This is a genomic window from Massilia eurypsychrophila (genome assembly GCF_002760655.1).
In the GTDB taxonomy this organism is placed as follows: domain Bacteria; phylum Pseudomonadota; class Gammaproteobacteria; order Burkholderiales; family Burkholderiaceae_D; genus JAFCUW01.
Genome location: NZ_PDOC01000015.1, coordinates 99,250 through 121,335, shown reverse-complemented (window position 1 = coordinate 121,335; position 22,086 = coordinate 99,250). Strand labels below are relative to the sequence as shown.

Here is a 22,086-nt window from a genome sequence, read left to right as displayed (position 1 = left end):
ACCCAGTGTTGTCGTATGAGTAATGCGACACGACTGACTTTTGCGCCGACGGCCGGGCGGATGCGGTCGTTGCAGCGCCCCATTCGCGCAGTCGCGGCAGCTGTGCCCTGCATGGCGTAACACGTTACAATCTCTGCCTTACTGTTTCACGCACCGGACATATGCATTCCAAACGTCTGACCCTGATCGCGCTCGGCGCATTGCTGCTGGCCGGCTGCCGCGGCAGCGCCCCGATCATCCCTGCTGAACCCGTCATTGCCGCCCCCGTCGTCGTGGCGCCGCCGCGCAAGGTGCGCATCGGCCTCGCGCTCGGCGGCGGCGCGGCGCGCGGTTTTGCCCACATCGGCGTCATCAAGGCGCTCGAGGCGCAGGGCATCTTTCCGGACGTGATCGTCGGCACCAGCGCCGGCAGTGTCGTCGGCGCGCTGTACGCCGCCGGCAACAACGGCTTCGCCTTGCAAAAGGTCGCCATGGACATGGACGAGGCGTCGATCTCGGACTGGGCGCTGCCGCTGTTTGGCAAGGTCTCCGGCGTGCTGAAGGGCGACGCGCTGCAGAACTACGTCAACAAGGCAGTGCGCAACGTGCCGATGGAAAAGCTGAAGATTCCGTTCGGCGCCGTCGCCACCGACCTGAACAGCGGTCAGCCGATCCTGTTCCAGCGCGGTAACACCGGCCAGGCGGTGCGCGCGTCGTCCGCCGTGCCGAGCGTGTTCCAGCCGGTGAAGATCGGCAGCCGCTCCTACGTCGACGGCGGCCTGGTGGCGCCGGTGCCGGTGCGTTTCGCGCGCGAGATGGGCGCCGACTTCATTATCGCCGTCAATATCTCGACGCAGACCGATGCGCAGGCGACGCTCAGCTCGCTTGAAGTGCTGATGCAGACCTTCAGCATCATGGGTCAGCGCCTGAACCATTACGAACTGAAAGACGCCGACGTCGTCGTGTCGCCGCGCCTGGGCACCATGGGGGGCGGCGACTTCAACTCGCGCAACCTGGCGATCCTGGCCGGCGAACAAGCCGCCGCCGCCGTCATGCCGCAGATTAAGGCCAAGCTCAGGGCCAGACAGCAACAATAACCAATCCATAACAACCATCGAGGAGATCATGATGCAAACGAAACCATTCCTGACGCTGCAAGACGTAAAGCAGATTGCCGCCGCCGCCGAAGCGGAAGCGATCGCCAACAACTGGCCGGTGGTCATTGCCATCGTCGACGACGGCGGCCACCTGCTGTGGCTGCAGCGCCTCGACGGCGCCGCGCCGGTGTCGGCGCACATCGCGCCGGCCAAGGCCAAGACCGCCGCGCTGGGCCGGCGCGAGTCGAAGATTTACGAAGACATGATCAATGGCGGGCGCGTGTCGTTCCTGTCGGCGCCGTTCATCGACGGCATGCTTGAGGGCGGCGTGCCGATCGTGTATGAAGGCCAGGTGGTCGGCGCGGTCGGTGTTTCCGGCGTGAAGTCGGCCGAGGATGCGCAGATCGCCAGGGCGGGGATTGCGGCGCTGACGGCGTAACTTTGCTCGCCAGGGGCCCCCGCCCGCGCGGGGAGGGCGGGTTCGTCAATGGCGAGCACGACGGTTTTCAGGCTATAGCCGAAGCCGCCGTTTGCTTTTAAACGTGAATTTCCGCCGACTCCGGCATTGAATCGGCCGCGTCGCTGCGCTGCAGCCAAGCAGCGAGCTGATCCATATCGCGCACCATAATGTCCTGCCCCTGGATGAACCCGACCTGGATCAGGTTGGCCGCATCGCACACCAGCTTGTTGACCGTCGGCATGCGCTCGACCATTCGTCCGTACGCCTTGAATGCCTTGCTTTCCCACTTGAACAGGCCGCCGTCGCGGAAGCGGTTGTTTTCGAAGTAGAGGGTGACGGTGCCGTCGGCATTGCCGAAGCCGACCATGCCGGAACCGTTGTTGAGCGCCGCGGCGACGGCTTCTTCAGCCTGCAGGCTCGGTACGAATACTGCCGCGCGTCCGCCCGGATTGGGCCGTTCCATCGGGGTGTCTCTGCCAAATGTTGCCATTGCTGTTTCCTGTTGTCCGAGTCCGTGCTGCTGTCGCAGACAATGTAAAGAGGCGCACCGCGCGTGTCCAGCAGAACCGCAGGGGGCGGCGGAATATCTCGGTCGCGCATTGCCGGGAAGGCCGCTTTGCGCTATAATTTGGAGGTTTAGCCATTCCCACACATACCGTAGCGACTACCCACCATCCCATCATTCACTTGACGTCCATTCCCGCGCAAACAGGCGCGGTATCGATGGTCGTCGGTCTGACGTGGCGCAGCTACGGTAACTTTATCAGGAGTTACCCTTGCCGCCATTTTTTTCTGGCCCTTCCGTTCCAGCCATCCTGGCACTAGCCGACGGAACGATCTTTAAAGGTATTTCGATCGGCGCTGCCGGTCATACCACCGGCGAGGTCGTGTTCAACACTGCCATGACCGGCTATCAGGAAATCCTCACCGACCCAAGCTACTCGCGCCAGCTCGTCACCTTGACGTACCCGCACGTCGGTAACTACGGCATCAACGCCGAAGACGTCGAAGCGTCCAAGATCCATGCAGCCGGCCTGATCATTCGCGACCTGCCGCTGATGGCATCGAATTTCCGTTCGACCCAATCGCTGGCGGACTACCTGAAGGCGGAGAACATCGTCGCCATTTCCGGCATCGACACGCGCAAGCTGACGCGCCTGCTGCGAGAGAAGGGCGCCCAGAGCGGCGCCATTCTGACCGGCAACCAGGGCGCCGAGCCCTCCAGCGCGCAGGCGCTGGAACTGGCGCGCTCGTTCCCCGGTCTTGCCGGCATGGACCTGGCGAAAGTGGTCTCCACCAAGACCGCTTACCAGTGGACCGAATCGGAATGGGCGCTCGGCCAGGGCTACGGCACGCAGGCTGAACCGAAATTTCACGTCGTCGCTTTCGACTATGGCATCAAGCGCAACATCTTGCGCATGCTCGCCGAGCGCGGCTGCAAGATCACCGTGCTGCCGGCCCAGGCCAGCGCTGCCGATGCGCTGGCGCTCAATCCCGATGGCATCTTCCTGGCCAACGGTCCGGGCGACCCGGAGCCGTGCGACTACGCCATCGCGGCCACGAAAGAGCTGATCGAGCGCGGCATCCCGACCTTCGGTATCTGCCTCGGCCACCAGATCATGGCGTTAGCCAGCGGCGCGAAGACGATGAAGATGAAGTTCGGCCACCACGGCGCCAACCATCCGGTGCAGGACCTCGATTCGAAGAAGGTGATGATCACTTCGCAGAACCACGGTTTCGCCGTCGATGCGGCGACCTTGCCGGCCAACTGCCGCGTGACCCACGTTTCCCTGTTCGACGGCTCGCTGCAGGGCTTTGCCCGCACCGACAAGCCGGCGTTCTGCTTCCAGGGCCACCCGGAAGCATCGCCCGGGCCGGCTGACGTCGCTTACCTGTTTGACCGCTTCATCAACCTGATGCAAGCCGCGGAGAAGAATTAAATGCCTAAACGTAGTGATATCAAAAGCATCCTGATCATTGGCGCCGGCCCGATCATCATCGGCCAGGCCTGCGAATTCGATTACTCGGGCGCCCAGGCGTGCAAGGCGCTGCGCGAAGAAGGCTACAAGGTCATCCTCGTCAACAGCAATCCGGCCACCATCATGACGGACCCGGAGATGGCCGACGTGACCTACATCGAGCCGATCACGTGGAAAGTCGTCGAGCGCATCATCGCCAAGGAGCGCCCGGACGCGATCCTGCCGACGATGGGTGGCCAGACCGCGCTCAACTGTGCGCTCGACCTGCATAACAAGGGCGTGCTGGCCAAGTACAACGTCGAACTGATCGGCGCCTCGCCCGAAGCGATCGACAAGGCCGAGGACCGCTCCAAGTTCAAGCAGGCGATGACCAAGATCGGCCTCGGTTCCGCGCGTTCTGGCGTTGCCCACAACATGGAAGAATCGTGGGTGGTGCAGCGCGAGATGGGTTTCCCGACCATCATCCGGCCGTCGTTCACGATGGGCGGCACCGGTGGCGGCATCGCCTACAACGAAGAAGAATTCGAGACCATCTGCAAGCGCGGGCTGGAGGCGTCGCCGACGACCGAACTGCTGATCGAAGAGTCGCTGATCGGCTGGAAAGAGTATGAGATGGAAGTGGTGCGCGACAGCGCCGACAACTGCATCATCATCTGCTCGATCGAAAACCTCGACCCGATGGGCGTGCACACCGGCGACTCGATCACCGTGGCGCCGGCGCAGACCTTGACGGACAAGGAATACCAGATCATGCGCAACGCCTCGATCGCGGTGCTGCGCGAGATCGGCGTCGACACCGGCGGCTCGAACGTGCAGTTCGCGATCAACCCGGAAGACGGCCGCATGATCGTCATCGAGATGAATCCGCGCGTGTCGCGTTCGTCGGCGCTGGCGTCGAAAGCGACCGGCTTCCCGATCGCAAAAATCGCCGCGAAACTGGCCGTCGGCTACACGCTCGACGAGCTGCGCAACGAGATCACGGGCGGCGCCACGCCGGCGTCGTTCGAGCCGTCGATTGACTACGTCGTCGTCAAGATCCCGCGCTTCACGTTCGAAAAATTCCCCACCGCCGACCAGCACCTGACCACCCAGATGAAATCGGTGGGCGAGGTGATGGCGATCGGCCGCACCTTCCAGGAGTCGTTCCAGAAGGCGCTGCGCGGCCTGGAAGTGGGCGTCGATGGCCTCAACGAGAAAACGCGCGACCGCGAAACCATCGAAGAAGAACTGGGCGAGCCTGGCCCGGACCGCATCTGGTACGTCGGCGACGCCTTTGCCCAGGGCTTCACGCTGGAAGAAGTGCACCAGCTGACCCACATCGATCCGTGGTTCCTGGTGCAGATCAAGGAGATCGTCGACATCGAACTGTGGCTCGATAACCAGACGCTCGACGCGCTCGACAAACCGCTGCTGTACAAGTTGAAGCAGAAGGGTTTTTCGGACCGCCGCCTGGCGTTCCTGCTGCACGTGACCGATGCCCAGGTGCGCGCGCGCCGTCACGAAATGGGCATCCGCCCGGTCTACAAGCGGGTCGACACCTGCGCGGCCGAGTTCTCGACCGACACCGCCTACATGTATTCGACCTACGACGAGGAGTGCGAGAGCAATCCGACCGACAGGAAGAAGATCATGGTGCTCGGCGGTGGCCCGAACCGCATCGGCCAGGGTATCGAATTCGACTACTGCTGCGTGCACGCGGCGCTGGCCATGCGCGAAGACGGCTACGAGACCATCATGGTCAACTGTAATCCGGAGACCGTGTCGACCGACTACGATACCTCCGACCGCCTGTATTTCGAGTCCCTCACGCTCGAAGACGTGCTCGAAATCGTCGCCATCGAAAAGCCGGTCGGCGTGATCGTGCAGTACGGCGGCCAGACGCCGCTGAAGCTCGCGCTCGACCTGGAAGCGAACGGCGTGCCGATCATCGGCACCTCGCCCGACATGATCGACGCCGCCGAAGACCGCGAGCGCTTCCAGCAGCTGCTGCACAAGCTGGGCCTGCGCCAGCCGCCGAACCGCACCGCGCGCACCGAGGAAGACGCACTGCGCCTGGCGCAGGAAATCGGCTACCCGCTGGTGGTGCGGCCGTCGTACGTGCTGGGCGGGCGGGCGATGGAAATCGTCCATGACCAGCGTGACCTCGAGCGCTACATGCGCGAAGCGGTGAAGGTATCGCACGATTCGCCGGTGCTGCTGGACCGCTTCCTCAACGACGCCATCGAGTGCGACGTCGACTGCATCTCCGACGGCGAGACCACCTTCATCGGCGGCGTGATGGAACACATCGAGCAGGCCGGCGTGCACTCGGGCGACTCGGCCTGCTCGCTGCCGCCTTACTCGCTGTCGCAGGACACCATCGATGAACTCAAGCGCCAGACCTCGCTGATGGCCAAGGGCCTGAACGTGGTCGGCCTGATGAACGTGCAGTTCGCGATCCAGAAGCAGGAACGCGACGGCGAAATGCGCGACACCGTCTACGTCCTGGAGGTCAATCCACGTGCTTCGCGCACGGTGCCGTTCGTGTCGAAAGCGACCGGCCTGCAGCTGGCAAAAATCGCCGCGCGCTGCATGGTGGGCCAGACCCTGGCGCAGCAGGGCATCACGAAGGAAGTGATCCCGCCGTTCTTCAGCGTCAAGGAAGCGGTGTTCCCGTTCGTGAAATTCCCTGGTGTCGACACCATCCTCGGACCGGAAATGAAGTCGACCGGCGAAGTGATGGGCGTTGGCATGACGTTCGGCGAAGCGTTCGTCAAGTCGCAGCTCGGCGCCGGCATCAAGCTGCCCGAGTCGGGCAAGGTGTTCCTGTCGGTGAAGGCGTCCGACAAGCCGCGCACGGTGGCGGTGGCGCGCGACCTGGTGGCGCTGGGCTTCTCGCTGGTGGCGACCAAGGGCACGGCAGCGGTGATCGCCGCGGCCGGTATCCCGGTCCAGGCAGTCAACAAGGTGCTCGAAGGCCGGCCGCACGTGGTCGACATGATCAAGAACCATGAGATCGCGCTGGTGGTCAACACGGTCGAGGAAAAGCGCAGTGCCATCGTCGACTCGCGCGCGATCCGCACCTCCGCACTGCACTCGCGCGTGGTCACCTACACGACCATCGCCGGCGCCGAAGCGGCGGTCGAAGGCATGCATCATATCGACGAGATGCGCGTGTATGATTTACAAGGGCTGCATAAAACCTTAAACTAAGCGTCACGCAGTACCTCTTGACCACAGAGTTTGCGCGGTTTACGCCGCGTGCCTCTGTGGTTTTCACTTTTGGTACGACCAATAAACACAGAACAGAAGCAGGAAATTATGAACTCATCGGTTCCACTGACCAAATACGGCGCAGAGCTCCTCAAGGACGAGCTGCACCAGCTGAAAACCAAGGAGCGCCGCATCGTCATCGACGCGATCTCCGAGGCGCGCTCGCATGGCGACCTGTCCGAGAACGCCGAGTACGACGCCGCCAAGGAGCGCCAGGCGTTCGTCGAAGGACGCATCGCCGAACTCGAAGGCAAGCTGGGCGCCGCCCAGGTGATCGACCCGACCACGCTCGACGCCGAAGGGCGCGTCGTGTTCGCCGCGACGGTCGACCTGGAAGACCTTGAAAATGGCCTGAAGGTGACCTACCAGATCGTCGGCCTCGACGAAGCCGACCTCAAACTGAGCAAGGTGTCGGTGACCTCGCCGATCGCCCGCGCCCTGATCGGCAAATACGCCGGCGACGTCGTCGAAGTGCAGGCGCCGTCCGGCCCGCGCGAATACGAAATCCTCGAAGTCAAATACATCTGATGGTCGCCGCGCGCGCGCGCCTGCTGGTTGCCGCCCTGTGGGCCGGCAGCCTGTGGACGATCGGCTACGTGGTGGCGCCGACGCTGTTTCTCAGCCTGAACGACAACGTGCTGGCCGGGACCATCGTCGGCTTCCTGCTGCGCACCGAGGCATGGCTGTGCATCGGCTGCGCCGTCGTGCTGCGCTTCCTGGTGATGTTCTCGCCGATGGAGAAGGAGCGCAAGCGCACCCTGTACATCCTGATCGTGGCGATGACGTTGTGCGCGATAGTGATTTATGTCGGGCTGCAGCCGGCCATGGCGAACCTGAAAGAGGCGGCCGGCGCGGCGGGGCTGAAGGGAACGCCGGATGGGCGCACCTTCGGCATCCTGCACGGCGCGTCGCAGCTGGTGTATTTGGTCGAGAGCGTTTTGGCAGGTGTGCTGCTGGCAAAGATGCGCTAAACTCGCGCCTTGGCCGAAGTGGCAGCGCTTGCACGCCGCGCCACTTGAATCAACGTCGTTCCCGCGAAGGCGGGAATCCATGCTGAGCTTGCTATACCTACGGAGCATACTCAGCATGGACCCCCGCCTGCGCGGGGGGGCGACGGTCTTGGAGCTAACGACGCAGGATTACTTACCCAACGCGCCTTTTTTCGGGCTTGTCTGACGCGGCTTGGCGCGCTTGATGGTGCCGCCCTCGGTGACGCGTTCATTACCCTTGATCATGACCTTGGTGACGCTCGGGCGCTTGGTGCCGCTGGCGCTGGCCTTGACGATGGTTACTTCGCGCATGCCCTTGCCGGACTTGCTGCTGCGTTCCTTGACCACTTCGACTTTCGGGCGGTAGATGACCAGCAGCTTGCCGATGTGCTGCACCGGATGGGCTTTGAGTTCTTCGCAGATGCCTTCGTACATGGCGACGCGGGCGTCGCGGTCGTCGCCGGCCACGCGCACCTTGATCAGGCCGTGGGAGTCGAGGCTGGCCGCGATTTCCTTCATCACCGAGGGCGTCAGGCCCGCTTCGCCGATAATGACGACAGGCTTGAGGCCGTGGGCTTCAGCGCGCAGTGCGCTGCGCTCGACGGGTGTAAGTTTTTGCATAATATTCTAATTAATCCTTTAAAAGCAGTATTCTACGCGAATGGCAAAGAACAAATTAAACAAAAACTGGTTGCACGACCACATCAACGACCCCTACGTCAAATTGGCGCAGAAAGAGGGTTACCGTGCACGCGCCGCCTACAAACTCAAGGAGATCGACGAAAGCGAAAAGCTGATCAAGCCTGGGCAGGTGATTGTCGACCTCGGCAGTACGCCGGGCAGCTGGAGCCAGTACGCGCGCAAGAAGCTGTCGGGGCAGGAGGGCGGCGGCATCAGCGGCACCATCATCGGCCTCGACATGCTGCCGATGGATCCGGTCGCCGACGTCCAGTTCATCCTGGGCGACTTCCGCGATGCCCGCCCGTTGCGCGAACTGCACGCGATCCTGGCCGGCCGCAAGGCCGACCTGGTGCTGTCGGACATGGCGCCGAACCTGTCGGGCATCCCGACGGCTGACGCCGCGCGCATGGAGCATCTTATCGATTTGGCAATTGAGTTTTCTCAACTCCACATGAAACCAAGTGGCGCATTGTTGGTCAAGTGCTTCAAGGATATGGGTTTCAGCCAGGTCGTCGAGAAGTTTCGGGCCGAATTCAAGACCGTCAAACAGGTCAAGCCGAAGGCGAGCCGGGACAAATCGTCCGAAATTTTCCTGCTTGGCCGTGGTTTGAAGAATCCAGGTGTGAAAATTCACGCCGAGGACGACGAATCGACCCTTGATATTTGACCGATCAAGCCGCACATCAGCCGGGTAGGGGTCCATCCGGGCTTCGATTGGTGGCAAGCGCACCAATCCAAAGCAGGATTTTGAGTGGTTTTTTGGGCAACGGACACCTCGTGCGTGGCATGGGCTGCTTATTGCGAGTAAAATCGGCGTTCTAAATTCGGCAAAAGATGCGCCAGCATCAAAGGAGTTTTCGTGAATAATATGTTTTCCAAATCCGCCATCTGGGTGGTCGTCGCACTGCTGTTGTTCATGCTGTTCAAGCAGTTCGACAACCACAGCGCCGCGAGCGGCAGCAAGACCATCGCTTATTCCGAGCTGCTCGATGACGTCAAGGGCAATCGCATCAAGGATGTCGTGATCGAAGGCGCCAACATCACCGCCACGCGCACCGACGACACCAAGGTGCGCGCCACCGCCAGCATGCTCGACCGCGGGCTGGTCGGCGACTTGCGTGAAAACGGCGTGCGCTTCGACATCAAGCCACCTGAGGAAGCATCGTTCCTGCAGCAGGTATTCATCTCGTGGTTCCCGATGCTGCTGCTGATCGGCGTGTGGGTGTTCTTCATGCGCCAGATGCAAGGCGGCGGCAAGGGCGGCGCGTTCTCCTTCGGCAAGTCGAAGGCGCGCATGATGGATGAAACCAACAACACCGTCACCTTCGCCGACGTCGCCGGTTGCGACGAAGCGAAAGAAGAAGTCAACGAGATCGTCGACTTCCTGAAGGACCCGACCAAGTTCCAGAAGCTGGGCGGACGCATTCCGCGCGGCGTGCTGATGGTCGGCCCTCCGGGTACCGGTAAAACGCTGCTGGCCCGCGCCATCGCCGGCGAGGCGAAAGTGCCGTTCTTCTCGATTTCCGGTTCCGACTTCGTCGAGATGTTCGTCGGCGTCGGTGCAAGCCGCGTGCGCGACATGTTCGAGAACGCCAAGAAGCATTCGCCATGCATCATCTTCATCGACGAGATCGACGCGGTCGGCCGTCACCGTGGCGCCGGCATGGGCGGCGGTAACGACGAGCGCGAACAGACGCTGAACCAGCTGCTGGTCGAGATGGACGGCTTCGAAGCGAGCTCCGGCGTCATCGTCGTCGCCGCCACCAACCGCGCCGACGTGCTCGACAAGGCGCTGCTGCGTCCGGGCCGTTTCGACCGCCAGGTGATGGTTGGCCTGCCGGACATCCGCGGCCGCGAGCAGATCCTCAACGTGCACATGCGCAAAGTGCCAATCGGCACCGACGTCAAGGCCGACATCCTGGCCCGCGGCACCCCTGGTTTCTCGGGCGCCGACCTGGCCAATCTGGTCAACGAAGCGGCCCTGTTCGCCGCCCGCCGCAGCAAGCGCCTGGTCGAGATGATCGACTTTGAAGATGCCAAGGACAAGATCTACATGGGTCCGGAGCGCAAGTCGATGGTCATGCGCGAGGAAGAGCGCCGCAATACGGCCTACCACGAGTCCGGCCACGCCGTCATCGCCAAGCTGTTGCCGAAGGCCGATCCGGTCCACAAGGTCACGATCATGCCGCGCGGCTTTGCGCTCGGCCTGACCTGGCAGCTGCCTGAGCACGACGCGCTGTCGGGCTACAAGGACAAGATGCTGGAAGAAATCTCGATCCTGTTCGGCGGCCGTATCGCCGAAGAGATCTTCGTCGGCCAGATGTCGACGGGCGCATCGAACGACTTCTCGCGCGCCACCAAGCTGGCCCGCGCCATGGTCACCCGCTTCGGCATGTCCGACAGCATGGGCGTGATGGTCTACGAGGACAGCGAGAACGAAGGCTTCTTCGGCGGCGCCACCAAGACCATCTCCGAGGCGACCCAGCAAAAGGTCGATGCCGAGATCCGCAGCATTCTCGATACGCAGTACGCGCTGTCGCGCCGCCTGCTGGAAGAGAACCGCGACAAGGTCGAAGCGATGACCCGTGCGCTGCTCGACTGGGAAACCATCGATGCCGAGCAGATCAACGACATCATGGCCGGCCACGAGCCGCGCAACCCGGCCTCGGGCAACCCGAAGCGCACGCCGCCAACGGGCGACAAGGGCGATTCGGACGGCATCTCGCCGAACGCGACGGCGCCGGCTTGATCGTTTGCACGACCCTCGAAAAGGCATCCCGCAGGATGCCTTTTTTTCGTTCCCAATTTAATTTCAGTCTCTGATGCGACACTTCCTGCAATGCGGCCGTTACGGCTTCGCGCTCGACGCCACGCCGCTGGTGATGGGCATCCTGAACGTCACCCCCGACTCGTTTTCTGACGGCGGCCGCTTCCAGTCGCTCGAATTTGCCATTTCGCGCGCCGAAGAGATGGCCGCCGACGGCGCCGACCTGATCGACGTCGGCGGCGAGTCGAGCCGTCCCGGCTCGCCCGCGGTGCCGCTCGACGAAGAAATGCGGCGCGTGATGCCGGCGCTGTATGCGCTGCGCGGGCTCGGCAAGGCGCTGTCGGTCGATACCTGTAAGCCGCAAGTGATGCGCGAGGCTATCATCGCCGGCGCCGACATGATCAACGACATCAACGCCTTTCGCGCCCCTGGCGCGATCGCCGCCGTGGCCGACAGCGGTTGTGGGCTGTGCGTGATGCATATGCAGAGCACGCCTGCTACCATGCAGCAGAATCCCGACTACGGCGACGTCGTGGCCGACGTCATCGCCTTCCTGGCCGAGCGCGCCGCCGCCCTGGTCGCCGCCGGCATCGACCGCAAGCGCATCTGCGTCGATCCGGGTTTTGGCTTCGGCAAGACGGTTGAGCACAACTTCGCATTGCTGCGGGCGACCGGCCGGATCGAACAGGAACTCGGCTTGCCGGTGCTGGCCGGCTTGTCGCGCAAGTCGATGATCGGCGCGGTTACCGGCAGGCCGGTGGGGCAGCGGCTGGCGGGCAGCCTGGCAGGCGCGTTGGCGGCTGTTGCGCATGGCGCTAAAATTGTACGAGTGCATGATGTTGCAGAGACGGTTGACGCGCTGAAGGTCTGGCATGCAGCCAACATTGGTTAATTTACATAAAGAGAAGAAAAATGGGACGTAAATATTTTGGTACCGACGGCATCCGTGGCCTGGTTGGCGTAGCCCCGATTACCCCTGACTTCGTGATGCGCCTCGGCTACGCAGCCGGCAAGGTGCTGGCAAAATCGACGGGCTCGAGCGGCCGCCCGACCGTGCTGATCGGCAAAGACACGCGCATCTCCGGCTACATGCTCGAGGCGGCGCTGGAAGCCGGCTTCGCTGCCGCTGGCGTCGACGTCATGCTGGCCGGCCCGATGCCGACACCGGCGATTGCCTACCTGACGCGCGCGCTGCGCCTGTCGGCCGGCGTCGTCATTTCGGCGTCGCACAATCCGTACCAGGACAACGGCATCAAGTTCTTCTCCGAGCACGGCACCAAGCTGCCCGATGCAGTCGAGTACGAGATCGAAGCGGCGATCGACGAGCCGATGGAATGCGTCGAGCCGCAAAAGCTCGGGCGCGCCAAGCGATTGTTCGACGCCCAGGGCCGCTACATCGAGTTTTGCAAGAGCAGCTTCCCGAACGAGCTTGACCTCAAAGGACTGAAGATCGTGGTCGACTGCGCGCACGGTGCGGCGTATCACATTGCGCCGCCCGTGTTTCACGAGCTGGGCGCGGAAGTCATCTCGATCGGCGCCACGCCGGACGGCTACAACATCAACGCCGGCTTTGGCGCGACCGCACCGCAGGCGCTGTCGGCCGCGGTGGTCGAGCACAAGGCCGACCTTGGCATCGCCCTCGACGGCGACGCCGACCGCCTGATCATGTGCGACGCGGCAGGCCGCCTCTACAACGGCGACGAGTTGCTGTACGTGATGGTGCGCGACCGCATGGCGACCGGCCCAGTGGCCGGCGCCGTCGGCACCTTGATGACCAACATGGCGCTCGAAGTGGCGTTCAAGGAACTTGGCATCGGCTTCGCTCGCGCCAAGGTGGGCGACCGCTACGTGCTCGAAGTGATGCAGGAAAAGGGCTGGCTGTTCGGCGGCGAAGGTTCCGGCCACCTGCTGGCGCTCGACAAGCACACCACCGGCGACGGCATCGTATCCGCGCTGCAAGTGCTGTCCGCATTGAAGCGCGGCGGCAAGTCGCTGGCCGAGTGCTGCGGCGAGCTGACCTTGTATCCGCAGACGCTGATCAACCTGAAGGTGGCGCCCGGTTTCGACTGGACCAGGAACGCCGCGATGGTGGCCGAGAAGGATGCCGTCGAGCGCGAGCTGGGCGACGCTGGCCGGGTGTTGATCCGCGCGTCCGGCACCGAGCCGCTGATCCGCGTGATGGTTGAAGCGAAGAACGCGCAGATGGCCGAAAGCATGGCCCGCCGCATCGCCGACAAGGTTGCGCCGGCCTAAGCAAAAAGGCCGCGCCACATTGACGGGAAGGGCGCGACGCGGTATTATATTGTCTTCGGAGTGTGGCGCAGCCCGGTAGCGCACCTGGTTTGGGACCAGGGGGTCCAAGGTTCGAATCCTTGTACTCCGACCAAGTTTTACAAGACGGGCTGTCACTTTGGTGACGGCCCGTTTTCTATTGCGTGCTACATTTCTTGTAGCACCGCTTCACATACTGCCCATAGCTCAGTTGGATAGAGCATCAGCCTTCTAAGCTGAGGGTCACAGGTTCGATTCCTGTTGGGCAGGCCAGTCAAAAGCTAAAGATTCTTGCCCGCTTCACAGCGGATTGGCTCACTTCGGACCAGAAGCTGCGGACCGCGTCCACCCACGGCTCCGGTTGACCTGGAAGTTTGGCCGCGATAATTGTCGAAGATTGGCAGTCTGCATATGATTGGACCAGACAACTGGGGGATAAGATGGCCATGAGCATAGATTTAACGCCGCAGCTTGAAGAAATGGTGCGGCAAAAAGTGACCTCCGGCTTGTATGCGTCTGCGAGCGAGGTTGTTCGCGAAGCGCTGCGCCTTATGGATGAGCGGGACCAGTTACGGCTAGCCAGACTTGAACAACTTCGACAGGAGATACAAAAAGGGCTGGACAGCGGTCCAGCGGTCGAGTGGAATTCTGAGGAGGTCAAGGCTGCCGGGCGTGCCAGGCGGGCGGCTAAATCGGCAAGCGGGGTGTAGATGCCGCGTTTCGTGGTACGTCCCCGTGCCCGGATTGATATTGATGGGATTTGGGATTACATCGCCCAAGACAGCGTGCCTCAAGCCGACGCCTTTGTCGATCGGATGACAGCTAAATTCAAGCGCCCTAAATTCAGGCTCCTGGCGTATCAACCGGTGCTAGGACGTCTGCGTGATGACCTGATGCCGAACTTGCGCAGTTTTCCATGCGAGCGTTACATCATTTTTTGCCGCTCTATTACTGACGGGATCGAGATAATTCGCCTTGCTAATTATCAACGACTTCTCTAACGTCTGCGTGCCCCTACTCAGCGCATAACGCTAGTAGGGTCCTGGAATATCGCGCGCTCCCATTCTCATTTTTGCGGCTTTTGGCACCGTGGCAATGCGTATCGATAGATTGCGTGGACGGCGAGTTTTACAGCTAGAAGCATAGCTGACCGTTGGGTGGAAACTTTAGCCAGAGCCGCAATTTGCCCCGTCCTATTTCGTTGCAGTGCTGAAGGAAACGCCCTTCGTTACGGCGGATGAAGGTGCAGGATTCGAACCTGCGGAGGGAAATTGCGCCCTCACCACTCTTAACGAGTGGTGCAATAAACCGCTCTGCCAACCTTCATTTTCGCTTTGAACTTGGACAAAGGTTATTGCGAGCCGCGCGAATTCGATTGATATATCTCTAATGTGTCAGTCGAGCTCAAATGAACTTTCGCGGCGCCGTTCGACAGTGCAAACAGACCACGCCAAATCCACGCGAACATCGCTCAACTTCTTGACGACGATCCGCCTGGTCGCACGCGGCGCCGGGTACGCGGACCAAGCAGCTTCGGGCATAAAAAAACCGCCTGCAAGCAGGCGGTTTTTTCACAACAGCGGCAGTCAGATTACCAGCCAATATCCTTCAACAGCTCGAACGTCAGGTCCACCGGCAACGTCACCGAATGGGTCAGGTCGGCGCTGATGGACGGCTCCATCAGCTGGTTGCGCTTGGCGGACGTGTTGAAGTGCGAGATCGACGAGCCAGACTCGTACGGGTTCGGCGCGTACATCGTCATGCGTTGCTGCGAGTCGGTGCCCGCGATCAGCGTTTTCGACAGTTCCAGCTTGCCGACCGTACCGGCCATATCGCCGTTTGGCTTGACCAGGCTGGCGGCGATGGCGTTGCCGTCGGCGAGCGTGACACGAACGGCCGGGATCGTGATGGTTGGATCGACTCCGCCCAGGCCGCTCAACGCGGCTTGCACGTTGTCAGCGACAATCACACCGATCGCGCCAGCGAGCTGGGCGTTCTTGACCTTGAAGGTGAAGCCGCAAGTGCCGCGGCTGACCAGGGCAATCTTGCCGTACACAGCTGCCGTGTTGGCCGCGTTGAACGGGGTGCATGCCACGCCAGGGCTGTCCGCCTGCAATGCGACCTTGGCGATTTCGCCGCTGACAGGCGGGCTGCCGATTGGCGGACCGAAGTCAGCTGCGCCGACGGAGTACAGATTGGCAGCTTGCTTGGCGCCGTAGCCGACCAGGCGCAGTTGCGGCGTGGCGGACAGTACGGTAGGCACCCCTGCGTTGACGCGCGCACCGGTCCACGACAGGCCTGTCGGCTTGAGCGAGGAGGCACGGCGTTCTTCAGGCGTCATCGCGGACCACAGCTTGTTGGTCGTGTTGTCGAGCAGGAAATGGTCCCATGCCGACGGCAGGCCGCCGACACCGGCCGCGTCCGCGCCGAGCTGGTTACCGGACAGTCCGTTGGTAAAGGTCTGGAAGCCCAGGCCGTGACCCATTTCGTGCAGCAAGGTGGCGACAAAGTCGATGTTGGTGCCGTGATTGGCGTCCAGGCCCAGATAGAACGATGTGCCCGTCAGGCAACCCGGCTTGCCGAGTTCGGAATTGAAGTTGGCATTGATTTGTGGAACCGGAGTGGTCGACGCCTCGGAACCGTACAATTTGTTGGCCAGCGCGTACGAATACCAGGTGCCAGTTTTTGGCGCACCAGTAAAATCGCTGAAGACACGCGTCGCGCCGGCACTGCCGAGCGTGGCGCCGGTGGCGGTGCAGGTCAGCGGCCGGAACACGGCGTTGATGACGATCGGCGTCGCGCTGGTCAGCGTTGCGCCCCAGATGTTTGCGGCATGCGTGAACGCGATCAGGCGTTGCTGGCCGACGGTCGTGCCGGTGTTGCCGCCAACCGGTGCGGCGGGGGTCGTCTCGTTAAAGCCGACGCCAGGTGCGTTGGCGTTGACGATGGTAATCGTGGCGGCCGCTTGCGCGGTGCCGGCGGCGGCGCACGACAGTGCCAGCGCCGCGGCGATCAGTGTCAGGCTCGGGAGCTTATTGGACTTCATTCTGGTGCTCCTTCGATTGCGTGGTCACTGGGGTGGACAAGGTCTTTGCTGCAGCGTGGGCGCCGTCGACACATTCGTGATCGAGGCCGCCGTGGGCATTGCGCCGAACGACCGAATAGGTCATCGAGCTTTCGTCGAGGTCGGCGACGAGGATGCCGTTCGATTGCAGGCGGGGAACGCCGGCCGCCGGAGCGCCGGATGCTTTACGTGCTGCCACGTCGGCCTTGCGCTGGGCGGCGCGCAGGTCGTTGAACTGTTTCGCTTCAGTCGCGGTCGGGTTGCGTATCTGGCCGGTGGCCGGATCCTTGAAGACAGTCTGGCCTGCTTGGGCGTCCTGGCCAGCGGCGGAAACCGTGGCGGACAGCGCCAGGGCCGCGACAGCGACCAAGGTGCGGAGTGAAAACACGGAGCTATGCATTTTGTTAGTCTTTCTGAAAATGTACTTCGATCGGTCCACCAAACTATAGGTCCCACCTGCACAGCGGGTTGGCAACAACTATAGCTTCCGCAACAAAAACAGTGAAAATAATCTTAACGATTTATATCTCGTTATTTCGTCATATGTGCGGATTTTCTACGGTTTCTCCTATGCGTACATGCATATCATGCTGCAAGTGCTGTTGTTTTTCGAAGCCTGCCCCGAATCTGGACGTTTACTTTTTCGGTGAAATCGTGTGTATGCATGTTGGAGGTTTGCCTCGGGCAACGGCTTTTTCTAGCGGGCAGGGTAGCGGCTGAGGTAGCCCTTATAATCGCGGCAACGGTCACCATTCCTGACCAGTTCAGGAGAACGGCTGTGAGCTATACCGAAGGCGTATTTAACGACAAGAACCGCATCAAGCGCTGGCTGCAGCGGCAGCGCCTGCTGACGGCCATCGCGGCCGCCGCCAGGGAAAAAGCCAGCGTGCGCCTGGTGCTCGACTTCGGATCGGGCAGCGGCGAACTGTGCAAGCTGCTGGTGCACGAATATCCCAATGCGACGATCATCTGTTACGAGCCGTGCTCCGACCTGCTGGCCGAAGCGAAGCACGAACTGCAAGGTGTGCCGCGCATCGAGTTCTACGCCGCCTTCAGCGACTTGCCGACGGCGTCAGTGGACGTTTTGTTCTGCCTTGAAGTCTTCGAACACATTCCCGTGAAAGCGCGCGGCAACGCGCTGAACCAGATCGACCAGCTGGTCAAGCACGGATCCGAAGTCATTTTCGGCGTGCCGGTCGAAGTGGGTTTGCCGGCGCTCTACAAGGGCCTGTTTCGGATGAGCCGCCGCTTCGGTGCATTCGACGCGCGCCCACTCAATGTGCTGCGCGCAGTGCTTGGCTTTCCGCCTAAAGACCGGCCGCTCGGCATGCTGCCGCCTGACATCGAAGTGCACCATGAGCACCTCGGCTTCGACCATCGGATCTTTCGCCAGCATGTAGCCGAGCGATTTTCGCTGATCAAAGCGTGTGCCAGTCCGTTTGGACTGCTTGGGACGTGGTTCAATCCCGAGGCCTATTTCATCGTCATGCAACGCGATTGCCGCGAGCTCTAGGGTTCCCGCGCGCACCCTTGCAGCGCATCGATGTCACTGGCAGTAATGAGGTGCAGGTGCCGCGTGATTTTCTCGATCGGCCAGTCCCACCATGCGATCGTCGCCAATGCGTCGATCACCTGCGGCGCAAAGCGATGCTTGAGTAGTTTCGCCGGATTGCCGCCGACAACGGTGTAGGGCGCAACGTCGCCGACAACGACGGAGCGGGAGGAGACGATCGCGCCATCACCAATTTTCACGCCCGGCATTACCAGCGCGTCATAGCCAATCCACACATCGTTGCCGATGACCGTGTCGCCTTTATAGGGCAAGTCGCCCGGTCCCGGCATCACTTTCTGCCAGCCGTTGCCGAATATTTGAAACGGATAGGTCGAGAAACCGGACACCTTGTGATTCGCGCCATTCATGATAAATTTGGCGCCGCGCGCAATGGCACAGAATTTACCGATGATGAGTTTGTCGCCGATGAACGGGAAGTGGTACAGGACGTTGCGTTCGAAATTGCGGCAGTCTTCCGGATCGTCGTAATAGGTGTAGTCACCGACGACGATGTTGGGATTGTCGATAATGTTCTTCAGGTAGCACACCTGCGGAAAGCCTTCCATCGGGTGCGGGTTTGCTGGGTCGGGTCCGTTCAAGGCATGCTCCATAAAGTTGTGCAAACTAAAGTTTAGCTGATTTCAAAAGTGCGCCATGCGGCCCGCCGCTCCCGCTCATACCGGCCCGCCAACCATTCATCCCACCGCAGGCGCTACTCGTCGGTAATGCCAGAATTCCGTTGCAGCGCGAACGTATCATGCCGGCATGGCACATCCGATCCAGTTCAAATCCGGCGAGTTTTATGGCGAGTCGCACGATGGTGTGGGCGGCAGTGTGTTCGACATCCAGCGGCTGACCGCCACGCGCAGCGAGGACGAAGTGTGCACCCATCGGCATGACGATGCGCACTTCGTCCTGGTGCTGTCCGGCGTCTATATTTCCAGCGCGCTGCACGCCCCGGCGCGCGCGGCCTCACCCACGCTGGTATTCAATCCCGCCGGCACCACGCACCGCGATCGGTTTGTCGACGGCAAGGGCAGCTTTCTCACGCTGTCGCTCGATCCGGCCGTGATCGAAGGCGCCCACGCCTTGCGCGGCGCCCCGCAGCAAGCCACTGTGCTGGCCGCGCCGGCCGGCGTGGCCGCGGCGTTTCGCGTCGCCCGTGAGATCGGCCGCGGTGGTGACGTTGCCGTGCTGGAGGCGGGCGCCTGGGAGGTGCTCGCCAGCCTGCGCGGCATCACCGCCAGCGAGCCACGCGCGTTGCCGCCCTGGGTGCACCAGGCCTACGACGCCGTCATGGACATGGCCGCCGACAGCCAGCTGCGCATCGCCGACCTCGCCGCCGCGCTCGGCGTGCACCCGGTGCACCTGGCGCGGGTGTTCCGCCAGGCCTGGGGCTGTTCGCCGGGCGAATTGCTTCGTTGGCGCCGCGTCGAACAAGCCAGCGGCCTGCTGCGCCGCCCCGCTCTGGCCATGGCCGAGGTGGCGGCCACTGCTGGCTTCGCCGACCAGAGCCACATGAACCGCGCCTTCCGGGCCCAGTACGGCATGACGCCGGCCAGCTATCGCCAACGAATGTTTCAAACGTCCAAGACGACGCCCCGGCGGGCTGGCTAGACTGGGCTTTTCATTTCAGGAGTACACCATGTTGCGATATGCGCCCTTTGCGGCCGTCATTTTGTGCGCCGGCGCCAACGCCCGCGCGGCCCAGTTCGATGCTGTCACCACCGCCATCGAGGCCGGCACGTTCAAGCAGATCACCAGCGTCGTGGTGGCCCGGCATGGCAAGGTGGTCTACGAACATTATTTCGATCAGGCCGGCGCCGAGGGCCTGCGCAATACGCGCTCCGTCACCAAAACGGTGGCGGGGATGCTGGTGGGCCTGGCCGTCGAGCGCAACATGCTGCGTCTGGACAGTCCGGTATTGCCGCATTTTCCAGAGTTGCGACCGCTGGCCGCTGCCGACCCGCGCAAGGACAAGATCACGGTCGAGGATTTTCTGACCATGAGTTCCCTGCTCGAGTGCGACGACGATAACCAGCTCTCTCGCGGCAATGAGGAACGCATGTACCTGGTCGAAGACTGGAGCCGATTCGCCGCCGACCTGCCGATCAGGGGTTTCCCGGAATGGCAGCCACGCCCGGAGAGTTCGCCATATGGCCGAGCCTGGAGTTACTGCACCGCGGGTGTGGCGCTGCTTGGCCCGCTGCTCGAGCGGGTGACCGGCCAGAGCGTGCAGGAATTTGCCGCGGCCAATTTGTTCGCGCCGCTTGGCATCGACAAGGTGAAATGGCAGTTGCAACCGAAAGGGACGGCCATGACCGGCGGCGGTCTGCAGCTGCGCAGCGTGGACTTGATGAAACAGGGCCAGCTCTACCTCGATGGCGGCCGCCGGGATGGCAAGCAGGTCATTTCAACCACCTGGGTCAGCCGGTCGATTGCGCCGCATGCCCATGCGCGCGACGACTACAACTACGGCTACCTGTGGTGGCTGCAAACGTTGAAGGCCGACGGCGGCGATGTCCCCGCTTACAGCATGGCGGGCTCGGGAGGGAACAAGGTGTTCGTGTTACCCGCCCAGGACGCGGTTGTCGTCATCACGACAACGAACTTCCAGGTCCGCGGCGCCCATCCGCTCAGCGACAAGTTGCTGACGACCTTGATTTTGCCGGCGCTGGCGCGGCCGTGAGCTAGCGCGGCGGCTGAAAGGTGCACGGTGCTCGTCGGTCCCGGATATTCCTGTACGATTCCATTTAGCTAAGTTCAGTCAATCGGAGACGTGATGAAAATTGTATCGGGAAAAACCTTGTTCGCCGGCGCCACGCTGGCGCTGTCCGCGGCGACCATGCCTTCCGCCTTTGCCCAGCTGGAACCGACCGCCGCGCCGCCGGCGGCAGCGGGCTGGCGCGCCGAAACGGTGGTCGATGGCATCCCGAAGCCATGGGGCCTGGCCTTCTTGCCGGACGGCCGCTCGCTGATCACCAGCAAGGACGGATCGCTGCATCTGCAAGACGGCAAGCAGCTGCAAAAGATCGCGCTTGAAGGCCTGCCGGAAGTGTTCACCAGCGGGCAGGGCGGGCTGCTCGACATCGCGCTGCATCCGGCCGACAAGGCCAATCCGCGCGTCTACATGACGATGGCGTTCGGCACGTCGAGCGAAAATCGCACCATCCTGGTCCAGGGCGTGTTCGACGGTAAGCGCGTGCATGGCATCAAGACGCTGTTTCGCGTCGAGCAGGGCAAGAGCGGCGGCCAGCATTTCGGTTCGCGCATCCTGTTCCTGCCTGACGGCACCCTCCTGATGAGCATCGGCGACGGCGGCAATCCACCGCAGCGCATCGGCGATCGGCTGGCACGCGAGCAGGCGCAAAATCTTGCCACCCACTACGGCACGATCCTGCACCTGACCGCCGAAGGCAAACCGGTGGCGGGCAATCCGCTGGCCAGCCGCCCCGGCGCGCGCCCTGAAATCTGGACCTATGGCCACCGCAACATCCAGGGCATCGCGCGCGATCCGGTCTCGGGCCGCATCTGGGCAAGCGAGCACGGCCCGCGCGGCGGCGACGAACTGAACCTCATCGAAGCGGGCCAGAATTACGGCTGGCCGCTGCAAAGCTACGGCGCCGATTACAAGACGGGCGAGCCGGTCGGCCAGCGCGTGGTGAAGGGCATGACCGGGCCGAAGGTGGCGTGGGTGCCGTCGCCGGGGCCGTCGGGCCTGGTCGTGTACACCGGCAACCTGTTCCCGCAGTGGAAGGGCAGCCTGTTCAGTGGCGGCCTGGCCAGCAGCGACATTCGCCGCATCGCGCTCGACAAGGATGGCAACGTCCAGGGCCAGGACCGGCTCGACATTGGCGCCCGCGTGCGCGACGTGCGGCAGGGACCGGATGGCCACCTGTACGCGCTGACGGACGAGGACAAGGGACGGCTGCTGCGCATCGTCCCGAAATAAGTACCTATCTGATCTGTATATGCTCTCGACATGCTGCTCTTGC

At 62.4% G+C, this 22,086-nt stretch carries 21 protein-coding genes and 2 tRNA genes; 18 read left to right on the top strand and 5 right to left on the bottom strand.

Annotated elements, in window-relative coordinates; genetic code table 11:
- The first annotated feature begins 161 nt into the window (after positions 1-161).
- On the top strand, positions 162-1,076 hold the full coding sequence (locus CR105_RS20115; protein ID WP_099791480.1) for a patatin-like phospholipase family protein: 915 nt from the start codon (positions 162-164) through the stop codon (positions 1,074-1,076).
- A gap of 31 nt (positions 1,077-1,107) precedes the next feature.
- A complete protein-coding gene (locus CR105_RS20110; protein ID WP_099791522.1) occupies positions 1,108-1,515 on the top strand; it encodes a heme-binding protein in 408 nt (135 codons plus the stop codon).
- Positions 1,516-1,612: 97 nt separating this feature from the next.
- On the opposite strand, the gene CR105_RS20105 is transcribed toward CR105_RS20110, so the two are convergent.
- The gene (locus CR105_RS20105; protein ID WP_229414035.1) at positions 1,613-2,026 is read right to left on the bottom strand and encodes a hypothetical protein; all 414 of its coding nucleotides are present in this window, start codon (positions 2,024-2,026) and stop codon (positions 1,613-1,615) included.
- Positions 2,027-2,312: 286 nt separating this feature from the next.
- Between CR105_RS20105 and carA the strand changes: the two genes are divergently transcribed.
- The 4 genes from carA (at position 2,313) to CR105_RS20085 (ending at position 7,738) form a co-directional block, all read left to right on the top strand.
- The gene (carA, locus tag CR105_RS20100) at positions 2,313-3,476 is read left to right on the top strand and encodes a glutamine-hydrolyzing carbamoyl-phosphate synthase small subunit (protein WP_099791476.1); all 1,164 of its coding nucleotides are present in this window, start codon (positions 2,313-2,315) and stop codon (positions 3,474-3,476) included.
- Positions 3,477-6,707, top strand: coding sequence for a carbamoyl-phosphate synthase large subunit (gene carB / locus CR105_RS20095; RefSeq protein WP_099791474.1), 3,231 nt, complete (start codon positions 3,477-3,479; stop codon positions 6,705-6,707).
- Between the two features lie 108 nt (positions 6,708-6,815).
- Positions 6,816-7,295 carry a transcription elongation factor GreA gene (gene greA, locus CR105_RS20090; protein ID WP_099791472.1) on the top strand — a complete coding sequence of 160 codons (480 nt, stop codon included), beginning with the start codon at positions 6,816-6,818 and terminating at the stop codon, positions 7,293-7,295.
- Positions 7,295-7,738: a DUF4149 domain-containing protein gene (locus CR105_RS20085; RefSeq protein ID WP_099791470.1), complete on the top strand. Its 444-nt coding sequence runs from the start codon at positions 7,295-7,297 to the stop codon at positions 7,736-7,738. The genes greA and CR105_RS20085 overlap by 1 nt, the downstream gene beginning before the upstream one ends.
- A 168-nt stretch (positions 7,739-7,906) precedes the next feature.
- On the opposite strand, the gene CR105_RS20080 is transcribed toward CR105_RS20085, so the two are convergent.
- Positions 7,907-8,377, bottom strand: a complete 471-nt coding sequence (locus CR105_RS20080; RefSeq protein WP_099791468.1) for a YhbY family RNA-binding protein — start codon at positions 8,375-8,377, stop codon at positions 7,907-7,909.
- Positions 8,378-8,417: 40 nt separating this feature from the next.
- Here CR105_RS20080 and CR105_RS20075 point away from each other — a divergent pair, with 40 nt between their 5' ends.
- From CR105_RS20075 to CR105_RS20040, 8 genes are all read left to right on the top strand, one after another.
- Positions 8,418-9,104 carry an RlmE family RNA methyltransferase gene (locus CR105_RS20075; protein WP_099791466.1) on the top strand — a complete coding sequence of 229 codons (687 nt, stop codon included), beginning with the start codon at positions 8,418-8,420 and terminating at the stop codon, positions 9,102-9,104.
- Between the two features lie 192 nt (positions 9,105-9,296).
- Positions 9,297-11,186 carry an ATP-dependent zinc metalloprotease FtsH gene (gene ftsH, locus CR105_RS20070; protein WP_099791464.1) on the top strand — a complete coding sequence of 630 codons (1,890 nt, stop codon included), beginning with the start codon at positions 9,297-9,299 and terminating at the stop codon, positions 11,184-11,186.
- Positions 11,187-11,259: 73 nt separating this feature from the next.
- On the top strand, positions 11,260-12,096 hold the full coding sequence (gene folP, locus CR105_RS20065; protein ID WP_099791462.1) for a dihydropteroate synthase: 837 nt from the start codon (positions 11,260-11,262) through the stop codon (positions 12,094-12,096).
- A gap of 20 nt (positions 12,097-12,116) precedes the next feature.
- Positions 12,117-13,457: a phosphoglucosamine mutase gene (gene glmM, locus CR105_RS20060; RefSeq protein WP_099791460.1), complete on the top strand. Its 1,341-nt coding sequence runs from the start codon at positions 12,117-12,119 to the stop codon at positions 13,455-13,457.
- A 56-nt stretch (positions 13,458-13,513) separates the two neighbouring features.
- A tRNA-Pro gene (locus CR105_RS20055) sits at positions 13,514-13,590 on the top strand.
- Between the two features lie 81 nt (positions 13,591-13,671).
- A tRNA-Arg gene (locus tag CR105_RS20050) sits at positions 13,672-13,748 on the top strand.
- Positions 13,749-13,921: 173 nt separating this feature from the next.
- The gene (locus CR105_RS20045; RefSeq protein WP_218968728.1) at positions 13,922-14,185 is read left to right on the top strand and encodes a type II toxin-antitoxin system ParD family antitoxin; all 264 of its coding nucleotides are present in this window, start codon (positions 13,922-13,924) and stop codon (positions 14,183-14,185) included.
- Positions 14,186-14,476, top strand: a complete 291-nt coding sequence (locus CR105_RS20040; protein ID WP_099791458.1) for a type II toxin-antitoxin system RelE/ParE family toxin — start codon at positions 14,186-14,188, stop codon at positions 14,474-14,476. It abuts the gene before it with no gap.
- 590 nt (positions 14,477-15,066) lie between these two features.
- Here CR105_RS20040 and CR105_RS20035 read toward each other — a convergent pair.
- Both CR105_RS20035 and CR105_RS20030 read right to left on the bottom strand, forming a co-directional pair.
- Entirely contained in the window at positions 15,067-16,521 is a 1,455-nt protein-coding gene (locus CR105_RS20035; RefSeq protein ID WP_099791456.1) for a PA domain-containing protein, read from the bottom strand.
- Positions 16,508-16,927, bottom strand: a complete 420-nt coding sequence (locus CR105_RS20030) for a post-PEP-CTERM-1 domain-containing protein (protein ID WP_131021759.1) — start codon at positions 16,925-16,927, stop codon at positions 16,508-16,510. The genes CR105_RS20035 and CR105_RS20030 overlap by 14 nt, the downstream gene beginning before the upstream one ends.
- Positions 16,928-17,317: 390 nt before the next feature.
- On the opposite strand from CR105_RS20030, the gene CR105_RS20025 reads away from it, so the two are divergent.
- On the top strand, positions 17,318-18,052 hold the full coding sequence (locus CR105_RS20025; RefSeq protein WP_099791452.1) for a class I SAM-dependent methyltransferase: 735 nt from the start codon (positions 17,318-17,320) through the stop codon (positions 18,050-18,052).
- On the opposite strand, the gene CR105_RS20020 is transcribed toward CR105_RS20025, so the two are convergent.
- Positions 18,049-18,690: a Vat family streptogramin A O-acetyltransferase gene (locus CR105_RS20020; RefSeq protein ID WP_099791518.1), complete on the bottom strand. Its 642-nt coding sequence runs from the start codon at positions 18,688-18,690 to the stop codon at positions 18,049-18,051. The two genes, CR105_RS20025 and CR105_RS20020, sit on opposite strands and share 4 nt — an antisense overlap.
- Positions 18,691-18,856: 166 nt before the next feature.
- On the opposite strand from CR105_RS20020, the gene CR105_RS20015 reads away from it, so the two are divergent.
- From CR105_RS20015 to CR105_RS20005, 3 genes are all read left to right on the top strand, one after another.
- Positions 18,857-19,708: a helix-turn-helix transcriptional regulator gene (locus CR105_RS20015; RefSeq protein ID WP_099791450.1), complete on the top strand. Its 852-nt coding sequence runs from the start codon at positions 18,857-18,859 to the stop codon at positions 19,706-19,708.
- 28 nt (positions 19,709-19,736) lie between these two features.
- Positions 19,737-20,780: a serine hydrolase domain-containing protein gene (locus tag CR105_RS20010; protein WP_099791448.1), complete on the top strand. Its 1,044-nt coding sequence runs from the start codon at positions 19,737-19,739 to the stop codon at positions 20,778-20,780.
- 93 nt (positions 20,781-20,873) lie between these two features.
- A complete protein-coding gene (locus CR105_RS20005; protein WP_099791446.1) occupies positions 20,874-22,043 on the top strand; it encodes a PQQ-dependent sugar dehydrogenase in 1,170 nt (389 codons plus the stop codon).
- The last annotated feature ends 43 nt before the right edge of the window (positions 22,044-22,086 follow it).